Source organism: Burkholderia stagnalis (assembly GCF_902830275.1).
GTDB classification, from domain to species: domain Bacteria; phylum Pseudomonadota; class Gammaproteobacteria; order Burkholderiales; family Burkholderiaceae; genus Burkholderia; species Burkholderia stagnalis.
Window position 1 is genome coordinate 289,711 of record NZ_CADESW010000003.1, and the last position, 25,870, is coordinate 315,580.

Annotated in this window: 21 protein-coding genes; 15 read left to right on the forward strand and 6 right to left on the reverse strand. The window is 69.8% G+C overall.

All coding sequences use genetic code 11. From position 1 onward, the window contains the following. The gene (locus tag HWY45_RS08335) at positions 1 to 1,752 is read right to left on the reverse strand and encodes an IlvD/Edd family dehydratase (protein WP_059879140.1); all 1,752 of its coding nucleotides are present in this window, start codon (positions 1,750 to 1,752) and stop codon (positions 1 to 3) included. A gap of 116 nt (positions 1,753 to 1,868) precedes the next feature. Between HWY45_RS08335 and HWY45_RS08340 the strand changes: the two genes are divergently transcribed. The 5 genes from HWY45_RS08340 to arsH all read left to right on the forward strand — a co-directional run bounded on the left by HWY45_RS08340 (position 1,869) and on the right by arsH (position 5,631). Next, the gene (locus tag HWY45_RS08340; RefSeq protein ID WP_059879137.1) at positions 1,869 to 2,819 is read left to right on the forward strand and encodes a LysR substrate-binding domain-containing protein; all 951 of its coding nucleotides are present in this window, start codon (positions 1,869 to 1,871) and stop codon (positions 2,817 to 2,819) included. A gap of 67 nt (positions 2,820 to 2,886) precedes the next feature. Then, positions 2,887 to 3,228: an ArsR/SmtB family transcription factor gene (locus HWY45_RS08345; protein WP_059565024.1), complete on the forward strand. Its 342-nt coding sequence runs from the start codon at positions 2,887 to 2,889 to the stop codon at positions 3,226 to 3,228. A 49-nt stretch (positions 3,229 to 3,277) separates the two neighbouring features. After that, complete coding sequence (locus HWY45_RS08350; RefSeq protein WP_059879136.1) at positions 3,278 to 3,772, forward strand: arsenate reductase ArsC; 495 nt, start codon at positions 3,278 to 3,280, stop codon at positions 3,770 to 3,772. A gap of 45 nt (positions 3,773 to 3,817) precedes the next feature. Next, positions 3,818 to 4,888 (forward strand): ACR3 family arsenite efflux transporter, encoded by a 1,071-nt coding sequence (arsB, locus tag HWY45_RS08355; protein WP_059879133.1) that lies wholly within the window; start codon positions 3,818 to 3,820, stop codon positions 4,886 to 4,888. 20 nt (positions 4,889 to 4,908) lie between these two features. Next, positions 4,909 to 5,631: an arsenical resistance protein ArsH gene (arsH, locus tag HWY45_RS08360; protein WP_059879130.1), complete on the forward strand. Its 723-nt coding sequence runs from the start codon at positions 4,909 to 4,911 to the stop codon at positions 5,629 to 5,631. Positions 5,632 to 5,697: 66 nt separating this feature from the next. Here the strand turns inward: arsH and glcC are convergent, their stop codons facing one another. Further along, a complete protein-coding gene (gene glcC / locus HWY45_RS08365) occupies positions 5,698 to 6,468 on the reverse strand; it encodes a transcriptional regulator GlcC (protein WP_059565020.1) in 771 nt (256 codons plus the stop codon). A 216-nt stretch (positions 6,469 to 6,684) separates the two neighbouring features. Between glcC and glcD the strand changes: the two genes are divergently transcribed. From glcD to HWY45_RS08405, 8 genes are all read left to right on the forward strand, one after another. Next, entirely contained in the window at positions 6,685 to 8,184 is a 1,500-nt protein-coding gene (glcD, locus tag HWY45_RS08370) for a glycolate oxidase subunit GlcD (protein WP_059879127.1), read from the forward strand. Then, the gene (glcE, locus tag HWY45_RS08375; protein WP_059879124.1) at positions 8,184 to 9,251 is read left to right on the forward strand and encodes a glycolate oxidase subunit GlcE; all 1,068 of its coding nucleotides are present in this window, start codon (positions 8,184 to 8,186) and stop codon (positions 9,249 to 9,251) included. The genes glcD and glcE overlap by 1 nt, the downstream gene beginning before the upstream one ends. A gap of 11 nt (positions 9,252 to 9,262) precedes the next feature. Then, the gene (gene glcF, locus HWY45_RS08380) at positions 9,263 to 10,495 is read left to right on the forward strand and encodes a glycolate oxidase subunit GlcF (RefSeq protein ID WP_059879122.1); all 1,233 of its coding nucleotides are present in this window, start codon (positions 9,263 to 9,265) and stop codon (positions 10,493 to 10,495) included. A gap of 14 nt (positions 10,496 to 10,509) precedes the next feature. After that, a complete protein-coding gene (locus tag HWY45_RS08385; RefSeq protein ID WP_059565016.1) occupies positions 10,510 to 10,914 on the forward strand; it encodes a GlcG/HbpS family heme-binding protein in 405 nt (134 codons plus the stop codon). 37 nt (positions 10,915 to 10,951) lie between these two features. Continuing rightward, on the forward strand, positions 10,952 to 13,126 hold the full coding sequence (locus HWY45_RS08390) for a malate synthase G (protein ID WP_059879119.1): 2,175 nt from the start codon (positions 10,952 to 10,954) through the stop codon (positions 13,124 to 13,126). A 430-nt stretch (positions 13,127 to 13,556) separates the two neighbouring features. Continuing rightward, complete coding sequence (locus HWY45_RS08395) at positions 13,557 to 15,116, forward strand: sensor domain-containing diguanylate cyclase (RefSeq protein ID WP_059565014.1); 1,560 nt, start codon at positions 13,557 to 13,559, stop codon at positions 15,114 to 15,116. Positions 15,117 to 15,194: 78 nt separating this feature from the next. Beyond that, a complete protein-coding gene (locus HWY45_RS08400; RefSeq protein ID WP_059879116.1) occupies positions 15,195 to 16,577 on the forward strand; it encodes a cache domain-containing protein in 1,383 nt (460 codons plus the stop codon). 31 nt (positions 16,578 to 16,608) lie between these two features. Further along, complete coding sequence (locus HWY45_RS08405; RefSeq protein WP_059879113.1) at positions 16,609 to 17,253, forward strand: response regulator; 645 nt, start codon at positions 16,609 to 16,611, stop codon at positions 17,251 to 17,253. 64 nt (positions 17,254 to 17,317) lie between these two features. Here HWY45_RS08405 and HWY45_RS08410 read toward each other — a convergent pair whose 3' ends face one another. Then, complete coding sequence (locus tag HWY45_RS08410; protein ID WP_059565011.1) at positions 17,318 to 17,914, reverse strand: MlaC/ttg2D family ABC transporter substrate-binding protein; 597 nt, start codon at positions 17,912 to 17,914, stop codon at positions 17,318 to 17,320. A gap of 268 nt (positions 17,915 to 18,182) precedes the next feature. Between HWY45_RS08410 and hpnN the strand changes: the two genes are divergently transcribed. Together hpnN and HWY45_RS08420 are read left to right on the forward strand one after the other, a co-directional pair. After that, complete coding sequence (gene hpnN, locus HWY45_RS08415; protein ID WP_059879111.1) at positions 18,183 to 20,816, forward strand: hopanoid transporter HpnN; 2,634 nt, start codon at positions 18,183 to 18,185, stop codon at positions 20,814 to 20,816. Next, on the forward strand, positions 20,809 to 21,732 hold the full coding sequence (locus HWY45_RS08420; protein WP_059879109.1) for an MlaA family lipoprotein: 924 nt from the start codon (positions 20,809 to 20,811) through the stop codon (positions 21,730 to 21,732). Before hpnN ends, HWY45_RS08420 begins: the two co-directional genes overlap by 8 nt. Before the next feature lie 187 nt (positions 21,733 to 21,919). Here the strand turns inward: HWY45_RS08420 and HWY45_RS08425 are convergent, their stop codons facing one another. From HWY45_RS08425 to hpnE, 3 genes are read right to left on the reverse strand one after another with little or no spacing between them, the layout of a single operon-like run. Beyond that, a complete protein-coding gene (locus tag HWY45_RS08425) occupies positions 21,920 to 22,576 on the reverse strand; it encodes a phosphorylase (protein ID WP_059810811.1) in 657 nt (218 codons plus the stop codon). Positions 22,577 to 22,630: 54 nt separating this feature from the next. Further along, positions 22,631 to 24,604, reverse strand: a complete 1,974-nt coding sequence (gene shc / locus HWY45_RS08430) for a squalene--hopene cyclase (RefSeq protein ID WP_059879105.1) — start codon at positions 24,602 to 24,604, stop codon at positions 22,631 to 22,633. A gap of 11 nt (positions 24,605 to 24,615) precedes the next feature. After that, positions 24,616 to 25,869: a hydroxysqualene dehydroxylase HpnE gene (gene hpnE, locus HWY45_RS08435; RefSeq protein WP_059879101.1), complete on the reverse strand. Its 1,254-nt coding sequence runs from the start codon at positions 25,867 to 25,869 to the stop codon at positions 24,616 to 24,618. Position 25,870 lies beyond the last annotated feature (1 nt).

The window sequence follows — 25,870 nt, forward strand, 5'->3', positions numbered from 1 at the left end:
TCAATGCGAATGGCCCGGCACCGCCGCGCCGCGCTGGCCGACCAGGAAATCGAGGTCGCAGCCTTCGTCGGCCTGCAGCACGTGATCGATGTACAGGCGCGCATAGCCGCCCTTGCCGAGCTGCCCGGCGACGCCCGGTGCGGCGGCCGGATCGACGTCCGACAGCCGGCGCTGCAGCTCGTCGTCGCCGATGTCCAGGTGCAGCGTGCCCGCGTCGCAGTCGAGCTCGATCCAGTCGCCGGTGCGCACCGCCGCGAGCGGGCCGCCCGCGGCCGCCTCCGGCGCGACGTGCAGCACGACCGTGCCGTACGCGGTGCCGCTCATCCGCGCGTCGGAAATCCGCACCATGTCCTTCACGCCCTGCCGCAGCAGCTTCGGCGGCAGCCCCATGTTGCCGACCTCGGCCATCCCCGGATAACCGCGCGGCCCGCAGTTCTTCAGCACCAGCACCGAGTTCGCGTCGACGTCGAGCGCTTCGTCGTCGATCGTGGCCTTGTAGTGGTCGAAGTTCTCGAACACCACCGCGCGGCCGCGATGCTTCAGCAGTTCGGGGCTCGCCGCCGACGGCTTGAGCACCGCGCCGCGCGGCGCGAGATTGCCGCGCAGGATGCGGATCCCGCCGTCCGCGAGCAGCGGCCGGTCGAGCGGGCGGATCACCTCGTCGTCGTGGTTCGGCGCGTTGCGCACGTTCTCCCACAGCGACTTGCCGTTCACGGTCAGCGCATCCGGATGCGGCAGCAGCCCGCCTTCGCCGAGCCGGCGCAGCACCGCGGGCAGGCCGCCCGCGTAATAGAACGCCTCCATCAGGAAGCGGCCCGACGGCTGCAAGTCGACGATCGTCGGCGTGTCGCGGCCGATGCGCATCCAGTCCTCGAGCTCGAGCGGCACGCCGATGCGCCCCGCGATCGCCTTCAGGTGGATCACCGCGTTGGTCGAGCCGCCGATCGCCGCGTTCGTGCGGATCGCGTTCTCGAACGCGGCGCGCGTGAGCACCTTCGACAGCGTCAAGCCTTCGAGCGCCATCTCGACGATGCGGATGCCCGACATGTGCGCGAGCACGTAGCGGCGCGAGTCGACGGCCGGAATCGCCGCGTTGTGCGGCAGCGTGACGCCGAGCGCCTCGGCGAGGCACGCCATCGTCGACGCGGTGCCCATCGTGTTGCAGGTGCCGGCCGAGCGCGACATGCCCGCTTCCGCGGACAGGAAATGATGCAGGTCGATCTCGCCGGCCTTCAGCGCCTCGTGCAGCTTCCACACCGCGGTGCCGGAGCCGATGTCCTTGCCGTCGAGCTTGCCGTTCAGCATCGGCCCGCCGGACACGACGATCGCCGGCACGTCGCAGCTCGCCGCGCCCATCAGCAGCGCGGGCGTGGTCTTGTCGCAGCCGGCGAGCAGCACGACCGCGTCGATCGGGTTGCCGCGGATCGCCTCCTCGACGTCCATCGACGCGAGATTGCGCGTCAGCATCGCCGACGGCCGCAGGTTCGATTCGCCGTTCGAGAACACCGGGAACTCGACCGGAAAGCCGCCCGCCTCGTGGATGCCGCGCTTCACGTGCTCCGCCAGCTTGCGGAAGTGCGCGTTGCACGGCGTGAGCTCCGACCACGTATTGCAGATGCCGACGATCGGCCGGCCGTCGAATTCGTGATCGGGGATGCCCTGGTTCTTCATCCAGCTCCGGTACATGAAGCCGTTCTTGTCCATCGTGCCGAACCATTGGGCGGAGCGCAGCCTGGGTTTTGTCGCCGACATCGCGGAGTCCTGTGAGAGACGAGATATCGGCGCAGTCTAGGAAGAATTTTGATAACTCGCTAATGACGTTTTAGGCGATTACGATATCGATTCCGATATCGATATAAACCCGTACGATGCCCGAAGCCAGCCCGTGGGGAATCCGCACCCGCCTGAAGACGCGCCAGCTGCTGCTGGTCGTCGCGCTCGCCGACGAAGGCAGTATCCACCGCGCGGCGGCCGCGCTGAACATGACGCAGCCGGCTGCGTCGAAGCTGCTGCGCGAGCTCGAGGACACGATCGGCGCGGTGCTGTTCGAACGCCTGCCGCGCGGGATGCGGCCGACGCTGTACGGCGACGCGCTGATCCGCCACGCGCGCGCGGCGCTCGGCAGCCTCGACCAGGCGCGCGAGGAACTGGCCGCGCTGAAGGCCGGGCGGCTCGGCCACGTCGCGCTCGGCGCGATCACGTCGCCGGGCCTGCGCGTGGTGCCGCCGGCGGTTGCCGCCGTCAAGGGGACGCATGCGGGCGTCCACATCTCCGTCGAGATCGACACGAGCAACGTGCTGCTCGAACGGCTCGCGCAGGACAAGCTCGACATCGTGCTCGGCCGGCTGTCCGCTGAACACGACAAGCTGCACCTGCGCTACGAGCCGCTGACCGGCGAACCGGTCGCCGCGGTCGTGCGGCCCGGGCATCCGCTGCTCGCGCACGCACCGCTCGCGCTCGCCGACGTGCAGCGCGCCGCGTGGGTCGTGCCGCCGGCCGGCAGCGTGCTGCGCCACCGCTTCGAGCTGATGTTCCAGCGCGCGAGCCTCGCGCCGCCGTCGAACGTCGTCGAAACCGCCGCGCTGCTGTTCATCACGCGCGTGCTGGAGCAGAGCGACATGATCGCGGTGCTCGCGGCCGACGTCGCGCGCTACTACGCAGGGCACGGCATCGTCGCGCTGCTGCCGCTGGAGATGGATTGCCGGATGGACGACTTCGGGCTCATCACGCGCACCGACCGGCTGTATTCGCCGGCGGCGTCGGTGATGGTCGATGCGATCCGGGTGGCGGCGCGGGAGGTTTACGGCGTGGTGCTGTGACGTTTTGCCGGCACGCGCCGGTGACGCGTGCCTTTGCATCCGCCAACATTTCAATTATTATCGAAATATGGAAACGAATTCTGTCGTCCGCGCCCTCGGCGCCCTGGCCCAGGAATCCCGGCTCGCGGTCTTTCGGCTTCTGGTGGAAGCGGGCCCCGACGGGTTGCCCGCAGGCCAGATCGCCGAACGCCTGGGCATTGCCCCGTCGTCGCTGTCCTTTCACATGAAGGAACTGACCCACGCGAACCTCGTCACGGTCGAGCAACGCGGGCGCTACATGATCTACTCCGCCAACTACGCGGCCATGAACGACCTGCTCGGCTACCTGACCGAAAACTGCTGCGGCGGCCAACCCTGCATGCCGGCCGATGCGGGCAGTTGCAAGCCCTCGAAGGCACGCGCGTCATGATGCACCCGCGCGCCCCCATCCCCGTCGCCCCACTGCGAAGCCATCGCCCATGACCACCCACGTCCTGATCCTCTGCACCCACAACTCGGCGCGCAGCGTGCTCGCGGAAGGCATGCTCAACCACTGGGCCGCGAAGCTCGGCAAGGATGTGCGCGCGTACAGCGCAGGCAGCGCGCCGAGCGGGCGGCTCAATCCGTTCGCGCTGGAGGCGCTGACGCGCGTGGGCATCGACGTCGACGGTTATCGCAGCAAGAGCTGGGATGAGTTCGTCGGCGACGGCGCGCCTGAAATGCGCATCGTCATCACGGTGTGCGACAGCGCGGCGGCGGAAACCTGCCCGTACTGGCCCGGCAGCCCGGTCAAGGTGCACTGGGGCTACGTCGACCCGTCAAACGCGCCGGGTGGCGACGAAGGCAAGCGCGCCGCGTTCGAACTCACCCGCCAGGCGATCGGCTATCGGATGCTGCAACTGCTGGCGCTTCCGCTCGATCGCCTCGACAACGCCGAGCTTCAGAAGGCCCTCACCAACATTTCGGAAAGCTGATCGTCTGCATCGCGTCACGCCGATCCCTCGTCACCGAGCCGCCCCATGAACACCTCGAACGTCGCCCCGCCGGGAAACGCCGTTGCAAAGCCCGCCATCAACTTCTTCGAACGCTACCTGTCCGTCTGGGTGGCGCTGTGCATCGTCGCCGGCATCGCGCTCGGCCAGGCGCTGCCCGGCCTGTTCCAGCAGATCGGCCGGATGGAATACGCGCAGGTCAACCTCCCGGTCGGGTTGCTGATCTGGGTGATGATCATCCCGATGCTCGTGAAGGTCGATTTCGGCGCGTTGCATGAAGTGCGCCAGCACGTCAAAGGGATCGGCGTCACGCTGGTCGTGAACTGGCTCGTCAAGCCGTTCTCGATGGCGTTTCTCGGCTGGCTGTTCATCAAGCAGATCTTCGCGCCGATGCTGCCCGCCGATCAGCTCGACAGCTATATCGCGGGCCTGATCCTGCTGGCCGCCGCGCCGTGCACGGCGATGGTGTTCGTCTGGAGCCGGCTGACGGGCGGCGATCCGCTGTTCACGCTGTCGCAGGTGGCGCTGAACGACAGCATCATGGTGATCGCATTCGCGCCGCTGGTCGGCCTGCTGCTGGGCATCTCCGCGATCACGGTGCCGTGGGCGACGCTGCTCACGTCGGTGCTGCTCTACATCGTCATTCCGGTGATCCTCGCGCAGATCTGGCGCAAGCTGCTGCTCGCGAAAGGACAGGCGGCGTTCGATGCCGCGATGGCGAAGATCGGCCCCTGGTCCATCGCCGCGCTGCTCGCCACGCTCGTGCTGCTGTTCGCGTTCCAGGGCGAAGCGATCCTGAAGCAGCCGCTGGTGATCGCGCTGCTCGCGGTGCCGATCCTGATCCAGGTGTTCTTCAACTCGGCGCTCGCGTACTGGCTCAACCGCGCCGTCGGCGAGAAGCACGACATCGCGTGCCCGTCGGCGCTCATTGGCGCATCCAATTTCTTCGAGCTGGCGGTCGCGGCCGCGATCAGCCTGTTCGGCTTTCATTCCGGCGCGGCGCTGGCCACCGTCGTCGGCGTGCTGATCGAGGTGCCGGTGATGCTGCTGGTGGTGCGCATCGTCAACCGGTCCAAGGGCTGGTACGAGCGGGCTTGAGCACACACGAGAACGATCCCATGACCGACCGCCTGAACGACCTGCCGCAACTCGACGCCACGCTGTTTCGCGTGCCGGACGCCGGTGAATTGCGGGCGGCGTCGCCGTCCACTCATCCGCCCCGTTTCCTGCTGCTGTACGGATCGCTGCGCGAGCGGTCGTTCAGCCGCCTGCTGATCGAGGAAGCCGCGCGCCTGCTCACGGCCATGGGCGCCGAGGTACGCGTGTTCAACCCGAGCGGCTTGCCGCTGCCCGACGACGCGCCGGAGCAGCACCCGAAGGTCGTCGAGCTTCGCGAACTCGTCCAATGGTCCGAGGGGATGGTGTGGTGCTCGCCGGAGCGGCACGGCGCGATGACCGGCATCATGAAAGCGCAGATCGACTGGATTCCGCTGTCGGTCGGCGCCGTTCGCCCGACCCAGGGGAAAACGCTCGCCGTCATGCAGGTGAGCGGCGGTTCGCAGTCGTTCAACGCGGTGAACCAGATGCGCGTGCTGGGCCGCTGGATGCGCATGCTGACCATCCCGAACCAGTCGTCGGTGGCGAAGGCCTTCACGGAATTCGACGAGGCCGGCCGAATGAAGCCGTCCGCGTATTTCGATCGCGTGGTGGACGTGATGGAGGAACTGGTCAAGTTCACGCTGCTGACCCGGGACATCGGCCCGTATCTGGTCGACCGGTACAGCGAGCGCAAGGAGAGTGCCGAAGCGCTGTCGAAGCGGGTGAATCAGACGGCGATCTGACGCCCTGCGAAACGATGCGGGCCGGGCGTGCCGCCCGCGCCTCGAACGGCGCACGCCATTGCCCGCTCACGTCCACCCTTCGAGCCTGAGCGTCGAGCGCACGAGCCGCTGCTCCTCCTGCTCGATCTCCCGCAGGTAATCGACGCACTGGCGGATATGCTCGCTCGCCGCCTTGCGCGCCTGCTCGGGCAGCCGGCCCGTGACCGCGTTGAACAGCCGCGCATGCTGGCGGTCGATCTGCTTCTTCATCGGCTCGCGGTGGTACAGGTTGTTCACCGACGCGAACACCGAGCTGAGCAGCAGATCGGTCAGCGACTGCAGCGTATTGACGAGCACCGGGTTGTGCGACGCCTCGCAGATCGCCAGATGAAACGCATGATCGAGCTTCGCGCGCGCGGCCGGATCGAGATCCTGCGCGTCGGCCGCGACCATCTCTTCATAGCGCCGCGTGATCAGGATGAAATCGGCCGGCGTGCCGCGCAGCGCCGCGAGCCGCGCCGCCTCGGCCTCGAGCATCCCGCGCACCTCGAACAGGTCGTACAGCGTGCGCGGCTGCGAGCCGAGCAGGTGCATCATCGGCGTGATCTCGCGCTGCGGGGTCAGGCTCGCGACGAACGAGCCCTTGCCGTGCGCCGTGTCGATGATGCCGCGCGCGGCCAGCAGCTTCATCCCCTCGCGCACCGCCGTGCGCGACACGCCGAGCTTCTCGGTGAGCCGCCGCTCGGACGGCAGCGCCTGCCCGGCCTTCAGCACGCCGTCGACGATCAGCTTCTCGATGCGCTCGGCGACGACGTCCGCCACGCGCCGCGCGCGGCCTTCACGATCCTGCGTTTCCATGCTGGTATGACCACTTTTCGGTGATGCGGTCGATTCTGCCATAAACCCTTGTACTGGTTAGGTTTCAAGGAAACAAAAGGCACCCCTTCACGGCCTTCGTCGAAAAACTGGTATGACCACGCCCAAGATGTCTGGACACACACGCGCCGACCCACAAGAATCCGTCCTTCCGGCGGACCGTGCACCACGCGTCCGTCAGCATGGCGGAGACACCCGATGAGCTTCATCTACGACGAACGGATCGACGGCGCGCTGCCGACGGTCGACCCCGGCACGCTCGCCGCCGCGTTGCGCGCGGCGGCGCCCGGCCTCGACGTGCTGCACGAGCGCGAGGCATTGAAGCCGTTCGAATGCGACGGCCTCGCCGCGTATCGCACGGTGCCGCTGCTGGTCGTGCTGCCGGCCACCGTCGACGAGGTGCGCGCGGTGCTGCGCGTCGCGGCCGCGCACGGCGTGCCGGTCGTCGCGCGCGGCGCGGGCACGGGGCTGTCGGGCGGCGCGATGCCGCTCGAGAAAGGCATCCTGCTCGTGATGGCGAAGTTCAACCGGATCCTGTCGATCGATGCCGACGCCGGCATCGCGCGCGTGCAGCCCGGCGTGCGCAATCTCGCGATCTCGCAGGCCGCGGCGCCCTACGGCCTCTACTACGCGCCCGATCCGTCGTCGCAGATCGCATGCTCGATCGGCGGCAACGTCGCGGAGAACGCGGGCGGCGTGCACTGCCTGAAATACGGGCTCACGGTGCACAACATCCTGAAGGTCGAGATCCTGACGATCGACGGCGAGCGGCTCACGCTCGGCGCCGACGCGCTCGATGCGCCGGGCTTCGACCTGCTCGCGCTGTTCACGGGCTCCGAGGGCATGCTCGGCATCGTCACCGAAGTGACCGTGAAGCTGCTGCCGAAGCCGTCGAGCGTGACGGTGCTGATGGCGAGCTTCGACGACGTCGGCCGGGCCGGCGGCGCGGTCGCGCGGATCATCGGCGCGGGCGTGATTCCCGGCGGCCTCGAGATGATGGACAACCTCGCGATCCGCGCGGCCGAGGATTTCATCCACGCGGGCTACCCGGTCGACGCCCAGGCGATCCTGCTGTGCGAACTCGACGGCGCGGCGAGCGATGTCGACGAGGATGCCGAACGCGTGGCCGCGCTGCTGCGCGACGCGGGCGCGGCGGAGATCCGCGTCGCGCGCGACGAGGCCGAGCGCCAGCGCTTGTGGGCCGGCCGCAAGAACGCGTTCCCGGCGGTCGGCCGCCTCTCGCCCGACTACTACTGCATGGACGGCACGATCCCGCGCCGCGAGCTGCCGCGCGTGCTCGAAGGAATCGCGGCGCTGTCCGCCGAATACGGGCTGCCGGTGGCGAACGTGTTCCATGCGGGCGACGGCAACATGCATCCGCTGATCCTGTTCGACGCGAACCGGCCCGGCGAGCTCGATCGCGCGGAGGCGCTCGGCGGGCGGATCCTCGAACTGTGCGTCGCGGTGGGCGGCAGCATCACCGGCGAGCACGGCGTCGGCCGCGAGAAGATCAACCAGATGTGCGTGCAGTTCAACGCCGACGAAATCACGTTCTTCCACGCGGTGAAGGCCGCGTTCGATCCGCGCGGGCTGCTGAACCCCGGCAAGAACATCCCGACGCTGCATCGCTGCGCCGAATTCGGCGCGATGCACGTGCACCACGGCCGGTTGCCGTTTCCCGAACTGGAGCGCTTCTGATGCGACGCGAAATCGAATCGATGGACGACTGCGCCGCCCTGCTCGCGCAGGTCGAAGCCGCGCTGCACGACCGGCAGCCGCTGCGGATCCGCGGCGGCGACACGAAGGCGTTCCTCGGCCGCCCGGTTGCCGCGCGCGAGATCGACACGCGCACGCATCGCGGCATCGTCGGCTACGACCCGACCGAGCTGGTGATCACCGCGCGCGCGGGCACGCCGCTCGCCGAGCTCGAAGCCGCGCTCGACGCGGCCGGCCAGATGCTGCCGTGCGAACCGCCCGCGTTCGGCGGCGCGGCGACGGTCGGCGGGATGTTCGCGGCGGCGCTGTCCGGGCCGCGCCGGCCGTGGGCCGGCGCGGTGCGCGACGTCGTGCTCGGCTGCCGCGTGATCACCGGCCACGCGAAGCACCTGCGCTTCGGCGGCGAGGTGATGAAGAACGTCGCGGGCTACGACGTGTCGCGCCTGCTCGCGGGCAGCTTCGGCTGTCTCGGCCTCGTCACCGAGGTGTCGCTGAAGGTGCTGCCGAAGCCGCGCGCGACCCGCCACCTCGCGCTTGCGCTCGATGCCGGCGACGCGCTGCAACGCGTCGCCGCGTGGCGCCGCGCGGGCCTGCCGCTCGCCGGCGCATGCCACGCCGACGGCGTGCTGCGCGTGCGCATCGAAGGCGGCACGGGCTCCGTGAACGCGGCGCGCGCGACGATCGGCGGCGACGACACCGACGACGCGTTCTGGGCGCGGCTGCGCGCATTCGCGCTGCCGTTCTTCGACGATCCGCGCCCGCTGTGGCGCGTGTCGGTGCCGGCCGCCGCACCGCCCGGCACGCTGCCGGGCGCCGCGCTGCTCGACTGGGGCGGTGCGCAGCGCTGGCTGAAGAGCGACGCCGCTCCCGCCGACGTGCAGCGCATCGCCGCGCAATGGGGCGGGCATGCGGCCTGCTTCACGCCGGGCGTGACGCCGACGCCGTTCCAGCCGCTGCCGCCCGCGCTGCTGCGCGTACACCGCGCGCTGAAGGCCAAGCTCGATCCGCACGCGATCTTCAACCCCGGGCGCCTGTACGCCGATTTCTGACAGACACGCCGATGCAAACCAATCTCAGCGAAGCAAGCCGCACGCATGCACGGGCCGACGAAGCGGAAGCGATCCTGCGCGCGTGCGTGCACTGCGGCTTCTGCAATGCGACCTGCCCGACCTACCAGGTGCTCGGCAACGAGCTCGACGGGCCGCGCGGCCGCATCTACCTGATCAAGCAGTTGCTCGAAGGCGAGCCCTGCGGCACGCGCACGCAGCAGCATCTCGACCGCTGCCTCACCTGCCGCAACTGTGAAACGACCTGCCCGTCGGGCGTGCGCTATCACACGCTGCTCGACATCGGCCGCGCCGAGGCCGAGAAACATGCCCGGCGCCCCGCGCGCGAACGCCTGCTGCGCGCGGGCCTGCGCCACGTCGTGCCGCGCCCGGCCACCTTCGCCGCGCTGCTGAAGGCCGGGCGGGCGCTGCGCCCGCTGCTGCCCGGCACGCTGCGCGGCAAGATTCCGGCCGCGCCGCCGGCCGCCGGCACGCGCCCGCCCGCGCGCCATGCGCGGCGGGTGCTGATGCTCGAAGGCTGCGTGCAGCCCGCGCTGTCGCCGAACACCAACGCGGCGGCCGCGCGCGTGCTCGACCGGCTCGGCATCAGCGTGACGCCCGCGCCGCAGGCCGGCTGCTGCGGCGCGACCGAATACCACCTGAACGCGCAGGACGCGGGCCTCGCCCGCGCGCGCCGCAACATCGACGCGTGGTGGCCCGCGATCGAGGCCGGCGCGGAGGCGATCGTGCTGACCGCGAGCGGCTGCGGCGCGTTCGTGAAGGAGTACGGCGACCTGCTGCGGTCCGACCCTGCCTATGCGGACAAGGCGCAGCGCGTGAGCGCGCTCGCGCGCGACCTCGCCGAGGTGATCGCGGCCGAGCCGCTCGATGCGCTGAATGCACACGATGCGCCCGGCGCGCGCCGCGTCGCGTTCCATTGCCCGTGCACGCTGCAGCACGCGCAGCGCCTCGGCGGCGCGGTCGAGGGCATCCTCGCGCGGCTCGGCTTCGATCTGACGAATGTCGCCGACGCGCACCTGTGCTGCGGCTCGGCCGGCACGTATTCGCTGACGCAGCCCGAACTCGCGGCCACGCTGCGCGACAACAAGCTCGACGCGCTCGAAGCGGCGCGGCCGGACCTGATTGTCACCGCCAACGTCGGCTGCCAGACTCACCTGAACGGCGCGGGCCGCACGCCCGTGCGTCACTGGATCGAGCTGGTCGACACCCCCATGTCAACTGATTGACGGAGCAAGCTGCCATGCAAACCAAATCCGTACTCGAACGCGCCGACGCCGACCGCATGCTGGCCGCCGCCCGCGCCGAAGCCGAACGTCACGGCTGGGCCGTCACGATCGCGATCGTCGACGACGGCGGCCACCCGCTCGCGCTCGTGCGCCTCGACGGCGCCTCGGCCGCGAGCGCGTACATCGCGCAGGAAAAGGCGCGCGCCGCCGCGCTCGGCCGGCGCGAGACCAAAGCGTATGAGGATATGATCAACGGCGGCCGCACCGCCTTCCTGAGCGTGCCGGTGTCGGGGCTGCTCGAAGGCGGCGTGCCGGTGACGGTCGGCGGCCAGATTGCGGGCGCGATCGGCGTGTCTGGCGTAAAGTCCGAGCAGGACGCGCAGATCGCCCGTGCCGGCGTACAAAGCGTCGCGGCCTGATCCGCGCGCGCCACATCTTTCCCCGGGAGGAATCACGATGATCGACCATGACGGACTGCAAGTCGCGCCAGCGCTGAGCCAGTTCATCGAAAACGAAGCGCTGCCGGGCACCGGCATCGACCAGGCAGCATTCTGGCGCGGCTTCTCCGCGCTGGTGCACGAGCTGGCGCCGCGCAACCGCGAACTGCTCGCGGAACGCGACCGCCTGCAGCAGGAACTCGACACGTGGCACCGCGCGCACCCCGGCCCGGTGCGCGACCACGCCGCGTATCGCGCGTTCCTTGAACGGATCGGCTACCTGGTGCCCGCACCGTCGAACGTCGCGGCAGCCACCGCGAACGTCGACAGCGAAATCGCCCAGCAAGCCGGCCCGCAGCTCGTCGTGCCGCTGTCGAACGCGCGCTATGCGCTGAACGCGGCGAACGCGCGCTGGGGCAGCCTGTACGACGCGCTGTACGGCACCGACGCGCTGCCGGAAGACAACGGCGCCGAGCGCACCGCGGCCTACAACCCGACGCGCGGCCAGCACGTGATCGACTACGCGCGCGGCGTGCTCGACAACGCGGCGCCGCTCGCGCGCGGCTCGCACCGCGACGCACTGCGCTATCGCGTGCAGGACGGCCAGCTCGCCGTCGATACCAACGCGGGCGTCACCACGCTCGCACAGCCCGCGCAGTTCGCCGGCTACCAGGGCGCGGCCGACGCGCCGTCGGCGATCCTGCTGAAGCACAACGGCCTGCACGTCGAGATCCAGATCGACGCATCGACGCCGATCGGCCGCGCCGATCCCGCGAACGTGAAGGACGTCGTGCTCGAAGCGGCGGTCAGCACGATCATCGACTGCGAGGATTCGGTCGCGGCGGTCGACGCCGACGACAAGGTGCAGCTCTACCGCAACTGGCTCGGCCTGATGCAGGGCACGCTCGTCGAGGACATGTCGAAAGGCGGCAAGACCTTCACGCGCCGCCTGAACGCGGACCGCGAATACACGACGCCCGCCGGCGGCACGCTGACGCTGCATGGCCGCTCGCTGCTGTTCATCCGCAACGTCGGCCACCTGATGACCAACGGCGCGGTGCTCGACCGCGACGGCAACGAGATCCCGGAAGGCATCCTCGACGGCGTCGTCACGACGCTGTGCGCGCTGCACGACCTGAAGGCGAAGCGCAACTCGCGCACCGGCTCGATCTACATCGTGAAGCCGAAGATGCACGGCCCGGCCGAAGTCGCGTTCGCCGACACGCTGTTCGCGCGTGTCGAGGATCTTTACGGCCTGCCGCGCCACACGCTGAAGATGGGCATCATGGACGAGGAGCGCCGCACCAGCGTGAACCTCGCCGCGTGCATCGCGGCGGCGGCCGCGCGCGTCGCGTTCATCAACACCGGCTTCCTCGATCGCACCGGCGACGAGATGCATTCGTCAATGGAAGCAGGCCCGATGATCCGCAAGGGCGACATGAAATCGTCCGCGTGGATCACCGCGTACGAGCGCAACAACGTGCTCGCCGGCCTCGCCGCGGGGCTGCGCGGCCGCGCGCAGATCGGCAAGGGCATGTGGGCGATGCCGGACCTGATGCACGCGATGCTCGAGCAGAAGATCGGCCATCCGCGCGCGGGCGCGAACACCGCGTGGGTGCCGTCGCCCACCGCGGCGACGCTGCACGCGCTGCACTATCACCTCGTCGACGTGCAGGCCGTCCAGCAGGAACTCGAGAAGATCCCGTACGCGAGCGAGCGCGACGCGCTGCTCGAAGGGCTGCTGACGATCCCGGTCGTCGAGCGCGCCGAATGGAGCGAGGACGAGATCCTGCGCGAGGTCGAGAACAATGCGCAGGGCATCCTCGGCTACGTCGTGCGCTGGGTCGAACAGGGCGTCGGCTGCTCGAAGGTGCCCGACATCAACAACGTCGGCCTGATGGAGGACCGCGCGACGCTGCGCATCTCGAGCCAGCACATCGCGAACTGGCTGCGCCACGGCGTGATCACCGAGGAATTCGTGCTCGGCGTGTTCAAGCGGATGGCGGGCGTCGTCGACGGGCAGAATGCCGGCGACGCGAACTACCGTCCGATGGCGCCCGACTTCGATTCGTCATACGCATTCAAGGCCGCGTGCGCGCTCGCGCTGCAAGGCACCGCGCAGCCGAGCGGCTACACGGAGCCGCTGCTGCACCAGTTCCGGCTCGCGTACAAGCAGCACCAGCGCGCCGGCTGACCCCGTCGCACGCGGGCACGGCCCGCGTGCTTCGACCCCGAACGGGCGGCTGCGGCCGCCCGTTTTTTTGCGGCGGCGCGCCAATCCTTCGTGCCGCGCGCCGCGCCGCAAATTGATGTGCATCAACCGTGCTCGACAATGCTGGCGCATGCGGATGCGCACGCTATACTGCGTGCGATGCGCGCCGGATACGGAGAACGAAACGATTCCGGTTCGGAGCGCATCGGACGATCGCGGCGGCCGCCACATTCATCCGTGACGCACGCCGATCACCCGTCAATCGCTTGTGCATGACCGGGAGACACGCATCCGGATGGGCCCGCCCCTCATCCGACCTGAAAGGCCGTACCGGATCGCCGCGAATATCGTCATACGAACAAACGCATCGGCCTGTCGCACGCGGCACCGATGCCTATCGATCTTCGGACCCATGGCAGACACCGACTACGCAGCGCCCAGCGAGCCCGGCCGCACGAGCCGGATTGCCGCGCACCTGCGCCGGTTGCTGATTCCGCACCTGATCTTCTACTCAGGGCTGCTGATCGCGTTGCTCCTGCTGCTGCTGTGCGGCATCGTGCTCTACCAGGCCCGCGTCGACGCGCGCGACCGTGCGCGCACCACGCTGCAGAACCTGGCACTGATGGCCTCCTGGGACATCGAACGCAACATCGAGATCTATTCGCTGTCGCTGCAGGCGGTGGTCGACGGGCAGAACCAGGCCGACATCGTCCGCCTGCCGATGCCGCTGCGCCGCCAGATGCTGTTCGACCGCGCGACCGCGGCCCGCTATCTCGGCGGCATCTATGCGATGGACGCGCAGGGCAACATCGTGGTGGACGGCGCGAGCGACGTGCCGCGCCCCGACAATTTCGGCAACGAGCCCTACTTCACCGTGCATCGCGACCACCCGAACGTCGGCCTGTACATCAGCGACCCGTATCGGTCGCGGCTGCGCAACGGCTCGCCGAGCATCGCGCTCAGCCGCCGCATCTCGCGGCCCGACGGCTCGTTCGGCGGCATCGCGGTGATGTCGATCCGGCTCGAGTATTTCCAGGACCTGTTCTCGCGCCTCGCGCTCGGCGAGCGCGGCTCGATGTCGCTGATCGGCACGAACGGCCTGATGCTGATGCGCAAGCCGTTCGATCCGAAGATCATCGGCCGCGACATCAGCAAGGCCAGCACGTTCAAGCATTTCATGACCGCGCGCGAAGGCAGCTTCGCCGACACCGCGTCGATCGACGGCGTGCGCCGCCTGTACGTGTTCCGGCACCTGAACAACCTGCCGCTCATCATCATGGTCGCCGAGGCCGAATCGGACATCTACGCCGCGTGGTACGACCGTGCGATTCCGGTCGGCTCCGCGATGGCGCTGCTCGCGCTCGGCTTCGTCGGCCTGTCGCTGCTGCTCGACGTGCAGCTGCGCAAGCGCCATCGCGCGGAAACCGAGCTGCAGGCGCTCGCGCGCACCGACGGCCTCACCGGCCTCGACAACCGCCGCATGCTCGACGTCACGCTCGCGCGCGAATGGCGCCGCGCCGCGCGCTCACAGCATGCGCTGTCGCTGCTGTTCGTCGACATCGACCATTTCAAGCGCTACAACGACACGCAGGGCCACCAGGCGGGCGATGACGCGCTCGCCGCGGTCGGGCGCTGCCTCGCCGGCTGCCTGCGCCGCCCGGGCGACTACGCGGCGCGCTACGGCGGCGAGGAATTCGTCGTGATCCTGCCGGACGTCGATTCGAGCGGCGCGGCGGCGATCGCCGAGACGATCCGCGCGAGCATCCACGACCTCGGCATCCGGCACGACGCGAGCGAATTCGGCCGCCTGACCGCGAGCATCGGCGTGACCACCTGCTTCCCGCAATGGGACGCCGGCGTCCAGGCCGCGCTGAAGCTCGCCGACGACGCGCTGTACCGGGCGAAGGAAAGCGGGCGCAACCAGGTGGTCGTGCAGGAAACGGTGGTGCGCTTCGAGCGGCAGCGGGCGTAGCCGGCGCGCGCGCGCAAAATCGCCGACAATACCGGCTCGCCGCCCCGGCGCGGGCCCGCGCGGCCGGCCCACACCATCATGAGACTCAAGGCAAAGATCTTCCTCCTGGCCATCGTGCCGTTCCTCGTCGCGATCGCCGGCATCGGCTTCGGGGTGCGTCAGCAGGCGACGTCGCTCGCGCGCACGCAGCACGCGACGATCCAGACCGCCTACCTGTCGAGCAAGGAAGTCGAACTCAAGCATTACGTCGACCTCGCGACGAGCGCGATCATGCCGCTCTACGACGCGAGCGGGCGCAATGCGCGCGACGACGCGCTGCTGCGCACGCAGGCGCTCGCGATGCTGCAGAAAATGGACTTCGGCCGCGACGGCTATTTCTTCGTCTACGACCTGCACGGCAATTCGCTGATGCATCCGCGCGAGCCCGAGCGGGTCGGCCACAACTTCTGGTCGATGCGCGACGCGCAAGGCGGCATGACGATCCAGCAGCTGATCAACGCCGCGTCGCACGGCGGCGGCTACGTGCGCTACACCTGGCAGCGTCCGTCGACCGGGCTGCCCGCGCCGAAGCTCGGCTACGTCGTCGCGCTCGAGCGCTGGGGCTGGATGGTCGGCACCGGCATCTATCTCGACGACGTCGACAACGCGCTGCAGCGGATCGACGCGCGCGCGTCCGCGAACATCGAGCGCACGATGAGCTGGCTCACCGCGATCGCGCTGGCGGGCGCGGCGGCGATCGCCGTCTGCGCGCTGGTGCTGAACGTGAGCGAGTCGCGCAGCGCGGACGCGAAGCTCAAGCAGCTCGCGCAGCGCGTCGTCGAATCGCAGGAACAGGAGCGCGCGCGGCTGTCGCGCGAGCTGCACGACGGCATCAGCCAGATGATGGTGTCGGCGAAGCTGATGCTCGAATCGGCGCTCGCGCGCTTCGAGCGCGGCGCGGCGCGCATGCCCGAGGCCGAGCAGGCGCTCGCGTCCGGCGTCGTGCGGCTCGGCGACACGCTGCGCGAAGTGCGGCGCATCTCGCACGCGCTGCGCCCGGCGATGCTCGACGATCTCGGCCTCGCGGCCGCGCTCGAGCAGCTGATCCGCGAGCACGGCGCGGAAAGCGGCATCGACATCGGCTACACGCAGGTCGCGCACAGCGGCGCGCGGCCGCTGCCCGCGGCCGTCAACACCGCGCTGTTCCGGATCGCGCAGGAAGCGCTCAGCAACATCGTGCATCATGCGCATGCGTCGCGCGCGGCCGTCACGCTCGACGTCGGCGCGCAATCCGTCACGCTGACCATCGCCGACAACGGCTGCGGCTTCGACGCCGAACGCTCGCAGGCCGACGCGCGCCGCGGCATCGGCCTGCGCAACATGCGCGAGCGCCTCGACGCGCTCGGCGGCATGCTGACGATCTCGTCGCAGGTCGGCCACACGATCGTGGCCGCGCGCGTGCCGCTGCGCAGCGCCGCCTGACCGCGCGCCCCATCACCGGAGACCTTTCGCCTTGACTGCCCCCGACACCGCCCGGCCCGCCGCCCGACTGCTGCTCGTCGACGATCATCCGCTCGTGCGCGACGGCTTGCGGATGCGGCTCGAAGCGGCCGAACTGTCCGTGGTCGGCGAGGCCGGCAACGCCGACGAGGCGCTCGCGCTCGCCGCGTCGCTCGAACCCGATCTCGCGCTGATGGACGTCGGCATGACCGGGATGAACGGCATCGCGCTCGCCGGCGTGTTCCACGAGCGCTTTCCGGGCATCCGCGTGCTGATGCTGTCGATGCACGACAACGTCGAATACGTGACCCAGGCCGTGCGCGCGGGCGCGAGCGGCTATCTGCTGAAGGACTCGCCGGCCAGCGAGATCGTCCGTGCGATTGGCGCGGTGCTGGCCGGCCAGACGTTCTTCAGCGAAGGCCTCGCCGCCCGGATGATCCACGCCAGCGCGACCGCGTTGCCGCTCGATCGGCTGACACCGCGCGAACGCGACATCCTCGATGCGCTGGCCGAGGGGCTGTCGAGCAAGCAGATCGCGCAGCAGACGGGGCTGTCGGTGCGCACCGTCGAGACCCACCGGCTCAACCTGAAGCGCAAGCTCGACATCGAAGGGCAGGCCGAGCTGATCAAGTTCGCGGTCGAGCATCGGCGGCACTGACGGCGGCGCACCAACGAAAAAGGGCGCCGAGGCGCCCTTCGTGCATCGCGAACCGCCGTTGCGGTCAGTTCGTGCGTGCGTTGTGCTTCTGCAGATAGGCGATCAGCCCGTCGATCCCGCCCGATGCGAGCTGGGTCTTGAACTGCCCCTGGTAAACCTGGATCAGCCACGCGCCCGACATGTCGATGTCGTAGATCTTCCAGTCGTTGCCGACCTTGCCGAGCCGGTAGCCGACCGACTGGCTGTCGCCCGGCGTCGTCACCGTCGACTGCACGAGCGCGTCGGCGCCCGACGCGCCGCCCGCCTTGAACGAGAACTTCGCGTCCTGGCTGCCGAGCTGCGCGAGCGACGCGGCATACGTGCGCGTCATCAGCAGCTTGAACTGCTTGTACAGCTCCTGCTGCTGTTGCGGGCTCGCCTGCTTCCACGCGTCGCCGACCGCGATGCGGGTCGTGCGCTCGAAGTTCGTCGCCGGCAGGAAGCGCGCCTCGACGACCTGCGTGACCTTCGCCATGTCGCCGCCGCGCGCGGCCGGGTCGGCCTTCATCGCGTTGACGGTGCCCTCGACCGCATTGCGGACGATGTCGACCGGCGCGCTCTGCGCGAAAGCGGAAATCGACACGGTGGCTGCGGCGAGAAAAGCAAACAGATGACGTTTCATACGGATATCGCACTCGGTAAGGAAAGACGGACGGCGCGGCGCGCCGCCCGGTCGACGCAAGTATAGCGGGCCTCGTGCCCGCCTGCCGCCCGGTGACCGACTGTTACCTTTGACGCCGATTGTCACAGGCCCGCCCGGCGCGGGCCGCCGATTCCGCCGCTGCGGGCAAATCTCCTTTCGGCCCCAAAACGCCCGGCGTCACGACCGACGCCGCGCCGCGCCGGTATACTTGGCTACTTTGCCTTTTCGAGCCCCACCCCACCGCCTCATGGTGACTTCTCTCATCGTCCGACTCGTCGCTTTGTCGGTGCGACGCCCGGTCTGGGTCGTCGTGCTGTCGCTCGTCATCGCCGCCGTCAGCGGCGTCTACGTGGCGCACCACTTCAAGATCAACACTGACATCAGCAAGCTCGTCGACGCCGATCCCAAATGGGCCGCGCTCGGCAAGGCCGTCGACCACGCATTCCCGCAACGCAACGGCACGATCCTCGCGGTCGTCGAGGCGCCCGCGCCCGAATTCGCGACCGCCGCCGCGCATGCGCTGACGGCGGCGCTGCAGAAGCAGGCCGAGGCCGGCCGCATCGGCCAGGTCGCCGAGCCGGGCGGCGGCCCGTTCTTCGAGCACAACGGGCTGCTGTTCCTGTCGCCGCAGGACGTGGCGAGCACCGCGTCGCAGCTCGCGAGCGCGCGGCCGCTCGTCAACGAGCTGGCGAAGAACCCGAGCCTGACCGGGCTCGCCACCACGCTGTCGACGACGCTCGGCCAGCCGCTGCTGACGGGCCAGGTGAAGCTGCCGGCGATGGCCAAGCTGCTGTCGCGCAGCGCCGCGACGATCGACGACGTGCTGGCCGGCAAGCCCGCCGCGTTCTCGTGGCGCGCGCTCGTCGACAACGACGCCGCGCGTCAGCCCGCGCGCGCGTTCGTCACGGTGCAGCCGGTGGTCGACTACGGCGCGCTGAAGGCCGGCGCGGAAGCGAGCCAGACGATCCGCGACACCGCGCGCGCGCTCGATCTCGACAAGCGTTACGGCGCCGTCGTGCGGCTGACCGGCGAACAGCCGCTCGCCGACGACGAATTCGCGTCGGTGCAGGACGGCGCGGCGCTCAACGGCGCCCTCACGCTGCTCGCCGTGCTCGTCATCCTGTGGCTCGCGCTGCGCTCGAAGCGAATGATCGGCTCGGTGATCGTCACGCTGTTCGTCGGCCTCGCCGTCACCGCCGCGCTCGGCCTGATGATGGTCGGCTCGCTGAACATGATCTCGGTCGCGTTCATGGTGCTGTTCGTCGGCCTCGGCGTCGATTTCTCGATCCAGTACGGCGTGAAGTATCGCGAGGAGCGCTTCCGCGACCCGCGCATCGACCACGCGCTGATCGGCGCCGCGCACTCGATGGGCATGCCGCTCGCGCTCGCGACCACGGCGGTCGCGGCGAGTTTCTTCTCGTTCATCCCCACCGCGTATCGCGGCGTGTCCGAGCTCGGCCTGATCGCGGGCGTCGGCATGTTCGTCGCGCTGCTGACCACCGTCACGACGCTGCCCGCGCTGCTGCGCCTGTTCGCGCCGCCGGGCGAATCGCAGGCGCCGGGCTTTCCGCTCCTCGCGCCGGTCGACGATTTCCTCGACCGGCACCGCAAGCCGATCCTGATCGGCACGCTCGCGGTCGTGATCGGCGCGCTGCCGCTGCTCAAGTTCCTGCATTTCGACTTCAACCCGCTGCACCTGAAGGATCCGCACAGCGAATCGATGGCGACGCTGCTCGCGCTGAAGGATTCGCCGGAGGCGTCGGTCAACGACGTCACGCTGCTCGCGCCGTCGCTCGCGCAGGCCGACGCCGCCGCGAAGCGCCTCGACGCGCTGCCCGAAGTCGGCCGCACGGTGACGCTGTCGACCTTCATCCCGGCCGATCAGCCTGCCAAGCGTGCGTCGATCGCCGCCGCCGCGAGCGAGCTGATGCCCGCGCTGACCCAGCCGGCCGCGCCGGATGCGACCGACGCGCAGCGCGTCGCCGCGCTCAAGCGCGTGTCGGCCCTGCTGGGCTATGCGGCCGAGGATCACCCGGGCCCGGGCGCGGCCGCCGCGCAGCACCTGTCGGCGTCGCTCGCGAAGCTCGCGGCCGCCGATGCCGCGGCGCGCGAGCGCGCCGAGCGCGCGTTCGGCGGCACGCTGCGCGTCGCGCTCGGCCAGCTCGCGGCGCTGCTCCAGCCGCAGGAGATCACGCGCGACACGCTGCCGCCGCCGCTCGTGCGCGACTGGGTCGCGCCGGACGGCCATGCGCTCGTGCAGATCTCGCCGAAGGTGCCGAAGGGCGTCGATCCGGGCGACGACACGATGCTGCGCCGCTTCGTGACGGCCGTGAAGACCGCCGAGCCGAACGCGACCGGCGGGCCGATCTCGATCCTGCATTCGGCCGATACGATCATCAACGCGTTCCTGCATGCGGCGCTGTGGTCGATCGTGTCGATCACGATCCTGCTGTGGGTCACGCTGCGGCGCTTCGGCGACGTGCTGCGCACGCTGGTGCCGCTGCTCGTCTCCGGCGTCGTGACGCTCGAGCTGTGCGTCGTGCTCGGCATGCCGCTCAACTTCGCGAACATCATCGCGCTGCCGCTGATGCTCGGCGTCGGCGTCGCGTTCAAGGTGTACTTCGTGATGGCATGGCGCGCCGGGCAAACCGGCCTGCTGCACTCGAGCCTCACGCACGCGGTGCTGTTCAGCGCCGCGACGACGGCCACCGCATTCGGCAGCCTGTGGCTGTCGCATCACCCGGGCACGTCGAGCATGGGCAAGCTGCTCGCGCTCGCGCTGACGTGCACGCTGATCGGCGCCGTGGTGTTCCAGCCGGTACTCATGGGCAAACCGCGCGCCAAGCGCGCGACGAACCAATCGCAAGGAATCAATGAATAAGGTGCGAATCATGGCGGCGACCGTCGCCGCCGGCGCAATGCTGAGCGGCTGCGCAACCGGCCCCAACCGCAATCCGTCCGACCCGCTCGAGCCGATGAACCGCGCGGTGTACAAGTTCAACGACACCGTCGACCAGAACATCGCGGTGCCGATCGCGAAGGGTTACCAGAAGATCACGCCGACGCCGGTGCGCACGGCCGTCAGCAACTTCTTCTCGAACCTCGGCGACCTCGGCAACTTCGCGAACAACCTGCTGCAGCTGCGCATCACCGATGCGACGCAGGACCTGATGCGGGTCGCGATGAACTCGCTGTTCGGCGTGGCCGGCCTGATCGACATCGCGACGCCCGCCGGGCTGCCGAAGCATCACCAGGATTTCGGCCTGACGATGGCGCGCTGGGGCATGCCGTCGGGCCCGTATCTCGTGCTGCCGGTGTTCGGGCCGAGCACGTTCCGCGACGGCGTCGGCCGCGCGGTCGACGTGCGCTTCAACCTGCTCAACTACATCGAGCCGGCCGCGCGCAACCCGATGTACGTGATGCAGTTCGTCAGCGCGCGTTCGGACCTGCTCGGCGCGACCGACCTGCTGAAGCAGGCGGCGCTCGACCCGTACTCGTTCGTGCGGGATGCCTACCTGCAGCAGCGCAAGTCGCTGACCTACAAGAGCGAAGCCGCGCCGAGCGCGCTGCCGAACTACGGCGATCCGGGCGAGTCGGGAGATTCGGGCGGTAGTGCCGCGCCGGGGCTGCCGAATTACGAGGATCCGGGCCAGTCGGGCGGGGCGCCCGCCAATGCGCCGGCGGCGCCGGGGCTGCCGCGGTATGACGATCCGGATGCGGACAACGCGATGCCGGCGAGCGCGCCGGCGGCGGCACCCGCGCCTGCGGCGCCGGCCAGCAGCCCCGCCGCGAAATAACATCACGCGGACCGGAAGGCGATCAGGAGCGCTGCGCAATGCAGCGCTCTTTTTTTGTCCGCGCGTCGACCGTGCCGTCACGCCGACGGACACGGTTTCGCTCGTAGAGGATCAGGTACGCGACCGTGACGAACGACGGTCGCAGGAAACAACGGGACAGGGCAGAAAAAAGAGCGCTCGCAGGCGCTCAACCGATCCGCAGCGCCCCCGCGCGCCCGAACGCATGCCGCGCCTGGATCAGCGTCGTGCGCGCCGCGCGCGCATCGCCCGCGACCTGCAGCAGCGGGCCGAGCTGGGAAGGTTGCTTGAGGAGTTCGCGCAGGATCGGCAGGATCGCGGTGCTGCCGTCGTCGCGCAGCCCGGCCGTCGCCGCGCGCGGCAGCGTGCGCCACGCCGGATCGACGATCGCGCGGCACACCGCGAACGGCACGCCGCGCGCCGCCGCGAAGGCCGCCGCGATGTGCGACTCCATGTCGACGGCCAGCGCGCCCTTCGTGCGATACAGCGACGCCTTGTCCGCTTCGCTGACGACCGGCGCGCCGACGGCCGCCATCGTGCCGCGCGTCACGCGCGACCACACCGGCGTGTCGTGCAGCGCGGCGACGAGCCGCGTGCTCCAGCCCGCATCCGTCTGCACGCGGCCGAACGGCCCGTCGATCGCGTCGGCGATCACCAGTGCGCCGGGCGCCAGATCGGGCGCGAGCCCGCCCGCGGTGCCGAAGCTGACGATCCCCGCGCAGCCGCGCGCGGTCGCTTCGGTCAGCGCGCGCTCGAGACGATCGGCGCGCGCGGCGAACACCGCCTCGACGCCGTCGCCGCGCGCGATGCGCGCCTCGAACGCCATCCCCGTCACCGCGATGACGGGCAGCGTGCCGTTGTGCTTCGATGCCGTCACGCGTTACATCCCGACCGTCACGCGCGTCGCGTTGTCGCGCTTCAGGTTGCGGTAGCGCGCGAGCGCCCACAGCGGGAAGAACTTGCGATAGCCGTGGTAGCGCAGGTAGAACACGCGCGGGAAGCCGGTCGCCGTGAAGCGCGCCTCGTCCCACAGGCCATGTTCCTGCTGCTCGGCGATCAGGTAGTCGATGCCGCGCGCGACCGCCGGGTTGTTCACCTCGCCGGCCGCCATCAGGCCGAGCAGCGCCCACGCCGTCTGCGACGCGGTGCTCGGCGCCTGCTCGTAGCCGCGATAGTCGAGCTTGTAGCTGTCGCCGTCCTCGCCCCAGCCGCCGTCCTTGTTCTGCACCGACAGCAGCCATTGCGCGCCGCGCTTCATGCGCGGATCCTCCGGCCCGAGGCCCGCCGCGTTCAGCGAGCACAGCGCCGTCCACGTGCCGTACACGAAGTTCATCCCCCAGCGGCCATACCAGCTGCCGTCCGGCTCCTGCTCCTTCAGCATGTAGTCGAGCGAGCGGCGCGCGGCTTCGCTGTTCGCGGCCGTCTCGCCGAGCTGCGACAGCATCGACAGGCAGCGGCCCGACACGTCCGCCGTCGGCGGATCGAGCAGCGCGCCGTGATCGGAGAACGGGATGTTGTTCAGGTAATACTGCGTGTTTTCCGGCTCGAACGCGCCCCAGCCGCCGTCGCTGCTCTGCATGCCGACGACCCATTCGCGCGCGCGCGCGATCGAATCGCGATACATGTCCGAATGCCGCAGCTTCTCGACGCGATCCATCGCCATCACGACCACGGCCGTATCGTCGACGTCGGGGTAGTGGGGGTTCGCGTACTGGAATGCCCAGCCGCCCGGCCGCACGTTCGGGCGGCGCGAGATCCAGTCGCCGCGCACGTCGAGAATCTGCAGCGGACGCAGCCATTCGAGGCCGCGCACCACGGCGTCCTCCGCGCGCGGGTCGCCCGTCTCGAGCAGCGCATGCGACGCGAGCGACGTATCCCACACCGGCGACAGGCACGGCTGGCAGTACGCTTCGTCGTCATGCACGACGAGCAGTTTCTCGACCGACTCGCGCGCGATCGCGCGGTTCGGGTGATCTTCCGCGTAGCCGAGCGCGTCGTACATCATCACCGCGTTGGCCATCGCCGGATAGATCGCGCCGAGGCCGTCCTCGCCATTCAGGCGCTCGTCGACGAACGCGACCGCCTGCCGGATCGCGCGTTCGCGCGTATAGCTCGGGAACAGCCCGTCGACCGCGCGCAGCGCGTGATCGACGACGCGGAAGAACGCGAACCAGCCCGCGCTCTGGTGCCCCTGGCGCGGCAGCAGGCCGGCGTTCACCGGCGGGTCGATGAACAGCTCGTCGATGCGCACGCCGCGCGGGTTCTTCGCGATCGGCCGCTTCGCGTTCAGCACGAGCAGCGGCACGATCACCGTGCGCGCCCAGTACGACACCTTCGACAGGTGGAACGGGAACCACTGCGGCAGCAGCATGATCTCGACCGGCATCATCGGCACCGCGCGCCACGGAATCGCCCCGTACAGCGCGAGCTGGATGCGCGTGAACACGTTCGACATCTCGGCGCCGCCCATCGCGTGGATCGCGCGGCGCGCACGCTGCATGTGCTCGGCGTTCTCGTCGTCGCCGATCACCTTCAGCGCGAAGTACGCCTTCACGCTCGCGCTGATGTTCGGCGCGCCGTCGGTGAACAGCGGCCAGCCGCCGTCCGGCTGCTGGATGCGGCGCAGGTAGCGGCCGATCTTCTGTTCGAGCTCGAGGTTCGGCGTTTCGCCGAGGTAATGGACGAGCAGGATGTATTCGGCCGGAATCGTCGAATCCGCTTCGAGTTCGTAGACCCAGTGCCCGTCGGGCTGCTGCGCGGCGAGCAACGCGTCGGTCGCGCGCTGCACGGCGGTATCGAGTTCGGCCGGCACCGTGCCGGCGGACAGGGTTGGCATATCGGTGAGATCGTTCATCGGTCCCTCTCTTATTGTGTCTGGAGCACGTCCGCGGCCTTCTGGCCGGAGCGGATCGCGCCCTCGATCGTGGCGGGCAGGCCGGTGGCAATCCAGTCGCCCGCCAGCACGAGATTGGTCCAGCGCGTACGCGCGGCCGGACGTTTCATTTCCTGCGACGGCACCGCCGCAAAGCCCGCGCGCGGCTCGATGACGAGCTGCCACGCAGGCATGGCTTCCGCGTGCGCGCCGGTCACACGCGCGACGTCCTGCCAGATGGTTCGCGCGAGCGTCTCGCGCGGCATGTCGAGCCAGCGATGCGCATCGTGGATCGTCGCCGCGAGCTGGCCTTCGGCGGCCCGCACCGCATCGACGGCGCCGTTGACGACTGTCGTATACGCGGGGTCGCCCGCCGGCACGTCGGCCGCGAAATAGGCGGTGACGGTCGCGCTGTACGCATCCGGCGCGCTCAGGTCGGGCACGAGCGGCTGCGCGACGTCGGGCGGCACCGCCAGCACGAGCGCGTCGCCCGGTGCGAGATCGACCCGCTCGCCGTCGATCACCAGCGCGTCGACCGCATGGCCGTTCGCGCCGAACTCGAGCGCGTCGAGCCGCGAGCGCAGGCGGATCGTCGCGCCGCCGTGCTGCAGCATCCGCAGCGCCGGCTCGACGAACGCGCTGCCGAGCCCGTGGCGCGCGCCGAGCGGGCGGCATGCGGGCCCGCCCGCGGCGAACGTGTCGCACATAAGCGCACGCGCGAGCTCAGCGGTGGCATGACGCGGCTCGACGTTCAGCGCGCCGAGCAGATACGGCCGCAGCCAACGATCCCACAGCACGCCGTCGCAGCGCATCGTCTGTGCGAGCGAGCGGCCCGTGCGCGCACCCATCAGCGGCGCAAGCGACAGATAGTCCAGCGGCGTCGTGCCCGGCGCCCGCGACGCGGCGTCGAACAGCCACGACGGCCAGCGGCCGCTGCCGAAGCGCAGCGTCCAGCGCTGCTGCGACGCGAGGTCGACCACGGGGAATTCCGGCAGCGCCGGCCCCGCGAGCTGGTCGGTCGCGCCGATCGCCCGCAGATAGCGCTGCGTCGCCGCCTGTCCCGCGAACACCCGATGCAGCCCGCTGTCGACCGTCGCGTTCAGCGTACCGTCGAACCACGAGCGGCAGCGCCCGCCCGCCTGCGCGTGCGCATCGTGCAGCACGATGCGGCGCCCGCGACGTTGCAGCTCGACGGCGGCCGACAGCCCCGCGAGTCCTGCCCCGATCACGTGGACGGTTCTGGGCATC

What these genes read in the sequence shown, in the direction of transcription:
- HWY45_RS08345 (WP_059565024.1), top strand. Translation starts at nt 2,887, where the DNA reads ATGGAAACGAATTCTGTCGTCCGCGCCCTCGGCGCCCTGGCCCAGGAA.
- HWY45_RS08400 (WP_059879116.1), top strand. Translation starts at nt 15,195, where the DNA reads ATGAGACTCAAGGCAAAGATCTTCCTCCTGGCCATCGTGCCGTTCCTC.
- arsH (WP_059879130.1), top strand. Translation starts at nt 4,909, where the DNA reads ATGACCGACCGCCTGAACGACCTGCCGCAACTCGACGCCACGCTGTTT.
- glcD (WP_059879127.1), top strand. Translation starts at nt 6,685, where the DNA reads ATGAGCTTCATCTACGACGAACGGATCGACGGCGCGCTGCCGACGGTC.
- HWY45_RS08335 (WP_059879140.1), bottom strand. Translation starts at nt 1,752, where the DNA reads ATGTCGGCGACAAAACCCAGGCTGCGCTCCGCCCAATGGTTCGGCACG.
- glcF (WP_059879122.1), top strand. Translation starts at nt 9,263, where the DNA reads ATGCAAACCAATCTCAGCGAAGCAAGCCGCACGCATGCACGGGCCGAC.
- HWY45_RS08385 (WP_059565016.1), top strand. Translation starts at nt 10,510, where the DNA reads ATGCAAACCAAATCCGTACTCGAACGCGCCGACGCCGACCGCATGCTG.
- HWY45_RS08390 (WP_059879119.1), top strand. Translation starts at nt 10,952, where the DNA reads ATGATCGACCATGACGGACTGCAAGTCGCGCCAGCGCTGAGCCAGTTC.
- hpnN (WP_059879111.1), top strand. Translation starts at nt 18,183, where the DNA reads ATGGTGACTTCTCTCATCGTCCGACTCGTCGCTTTGTCGGTGCGACGC.
- glcC (WP_059565020.1), bottom strand. Translation starts at nt 6,468, where the DNA reads ATGGAAACGCAGGATCGTGAAGGCCGCGCGCGGCGCGTGGCGGACGTC.
- arsB (WP_059879133.1), top strand. Translation starts at nt 3,818, where the DNA reads ATGAACACCTCGAACGTCGCCCCGCCGGGAAACGCCGTTGCAAAGCCC.
- HWY45_RS08425 (WP_059810811.1), bottom strand. Translation starts at nt 22,576, where the DNA reads ATGGCGTTCGAGGCGCGCATCGCGCGCGGCGACGGCGTCGAGGCGGTG.
- HWY45_RS08340 (WP_059879137.1), top strand. Translation starts at nt 1,869, where the DNA reads ATGCCCGAAGCCAGCCCGTGGGGAATCCGCACCCGCCTGAAGACGCGC.
- HWY45_RS08395 (WP_059565014.1), top strand. Translation starts at nt 13,557, where the DNA reads ATGGCAGACACCGACTACGCAGCGCCCAGCGAGCCCGGCCGCACGAGC.
- glcE (WP_059879124.1), top strand. Translation starts at nt 8,184, where the DNA reads ATGCGACGCGAAATCGAATCGATGGACGACTGCGCCGCCCTGCTCGCG.
- HWY45_RS08410 (WP_059565011.1), bottom strand. Translation starts at nt 17,914, where the DNA reads ATGAAACGTCATCTGTTTGCTTTTCTCGCCGCAGCCACCGTGTCGATT.
- hpnE (WP_059879101.1), bottom strand. Translation starts at nt 25,869, where the DNA reads ATGCCCAGAACCGTCCACGTGATCGGGGCAGGACTCGCGGGGCTGTCG.
- shc (WP_059879105.1), bottom strand. Translation starts at nt 24,604, where the DNA reads ATGAACGATCTCACCGATATGCCAACCCTGTCCGCCGGCACGGTGCCG.
- HWY45_RS08350 (WP_059879136.1), top strand. Translation starts at nt 3,278, where the DNA reads ATGACCACCCACGTCCTGATCCTCTGCACCCACAACTCGGCGCGCAGC.
- HWY45_RS08420 (WP_059879109.1), top strand. Translation starts at nt 20,809, where the DNA reads ATGAATAAGGTGCGAATCATGGCGGCGACCGTCGCCGCCGGCGCAATG.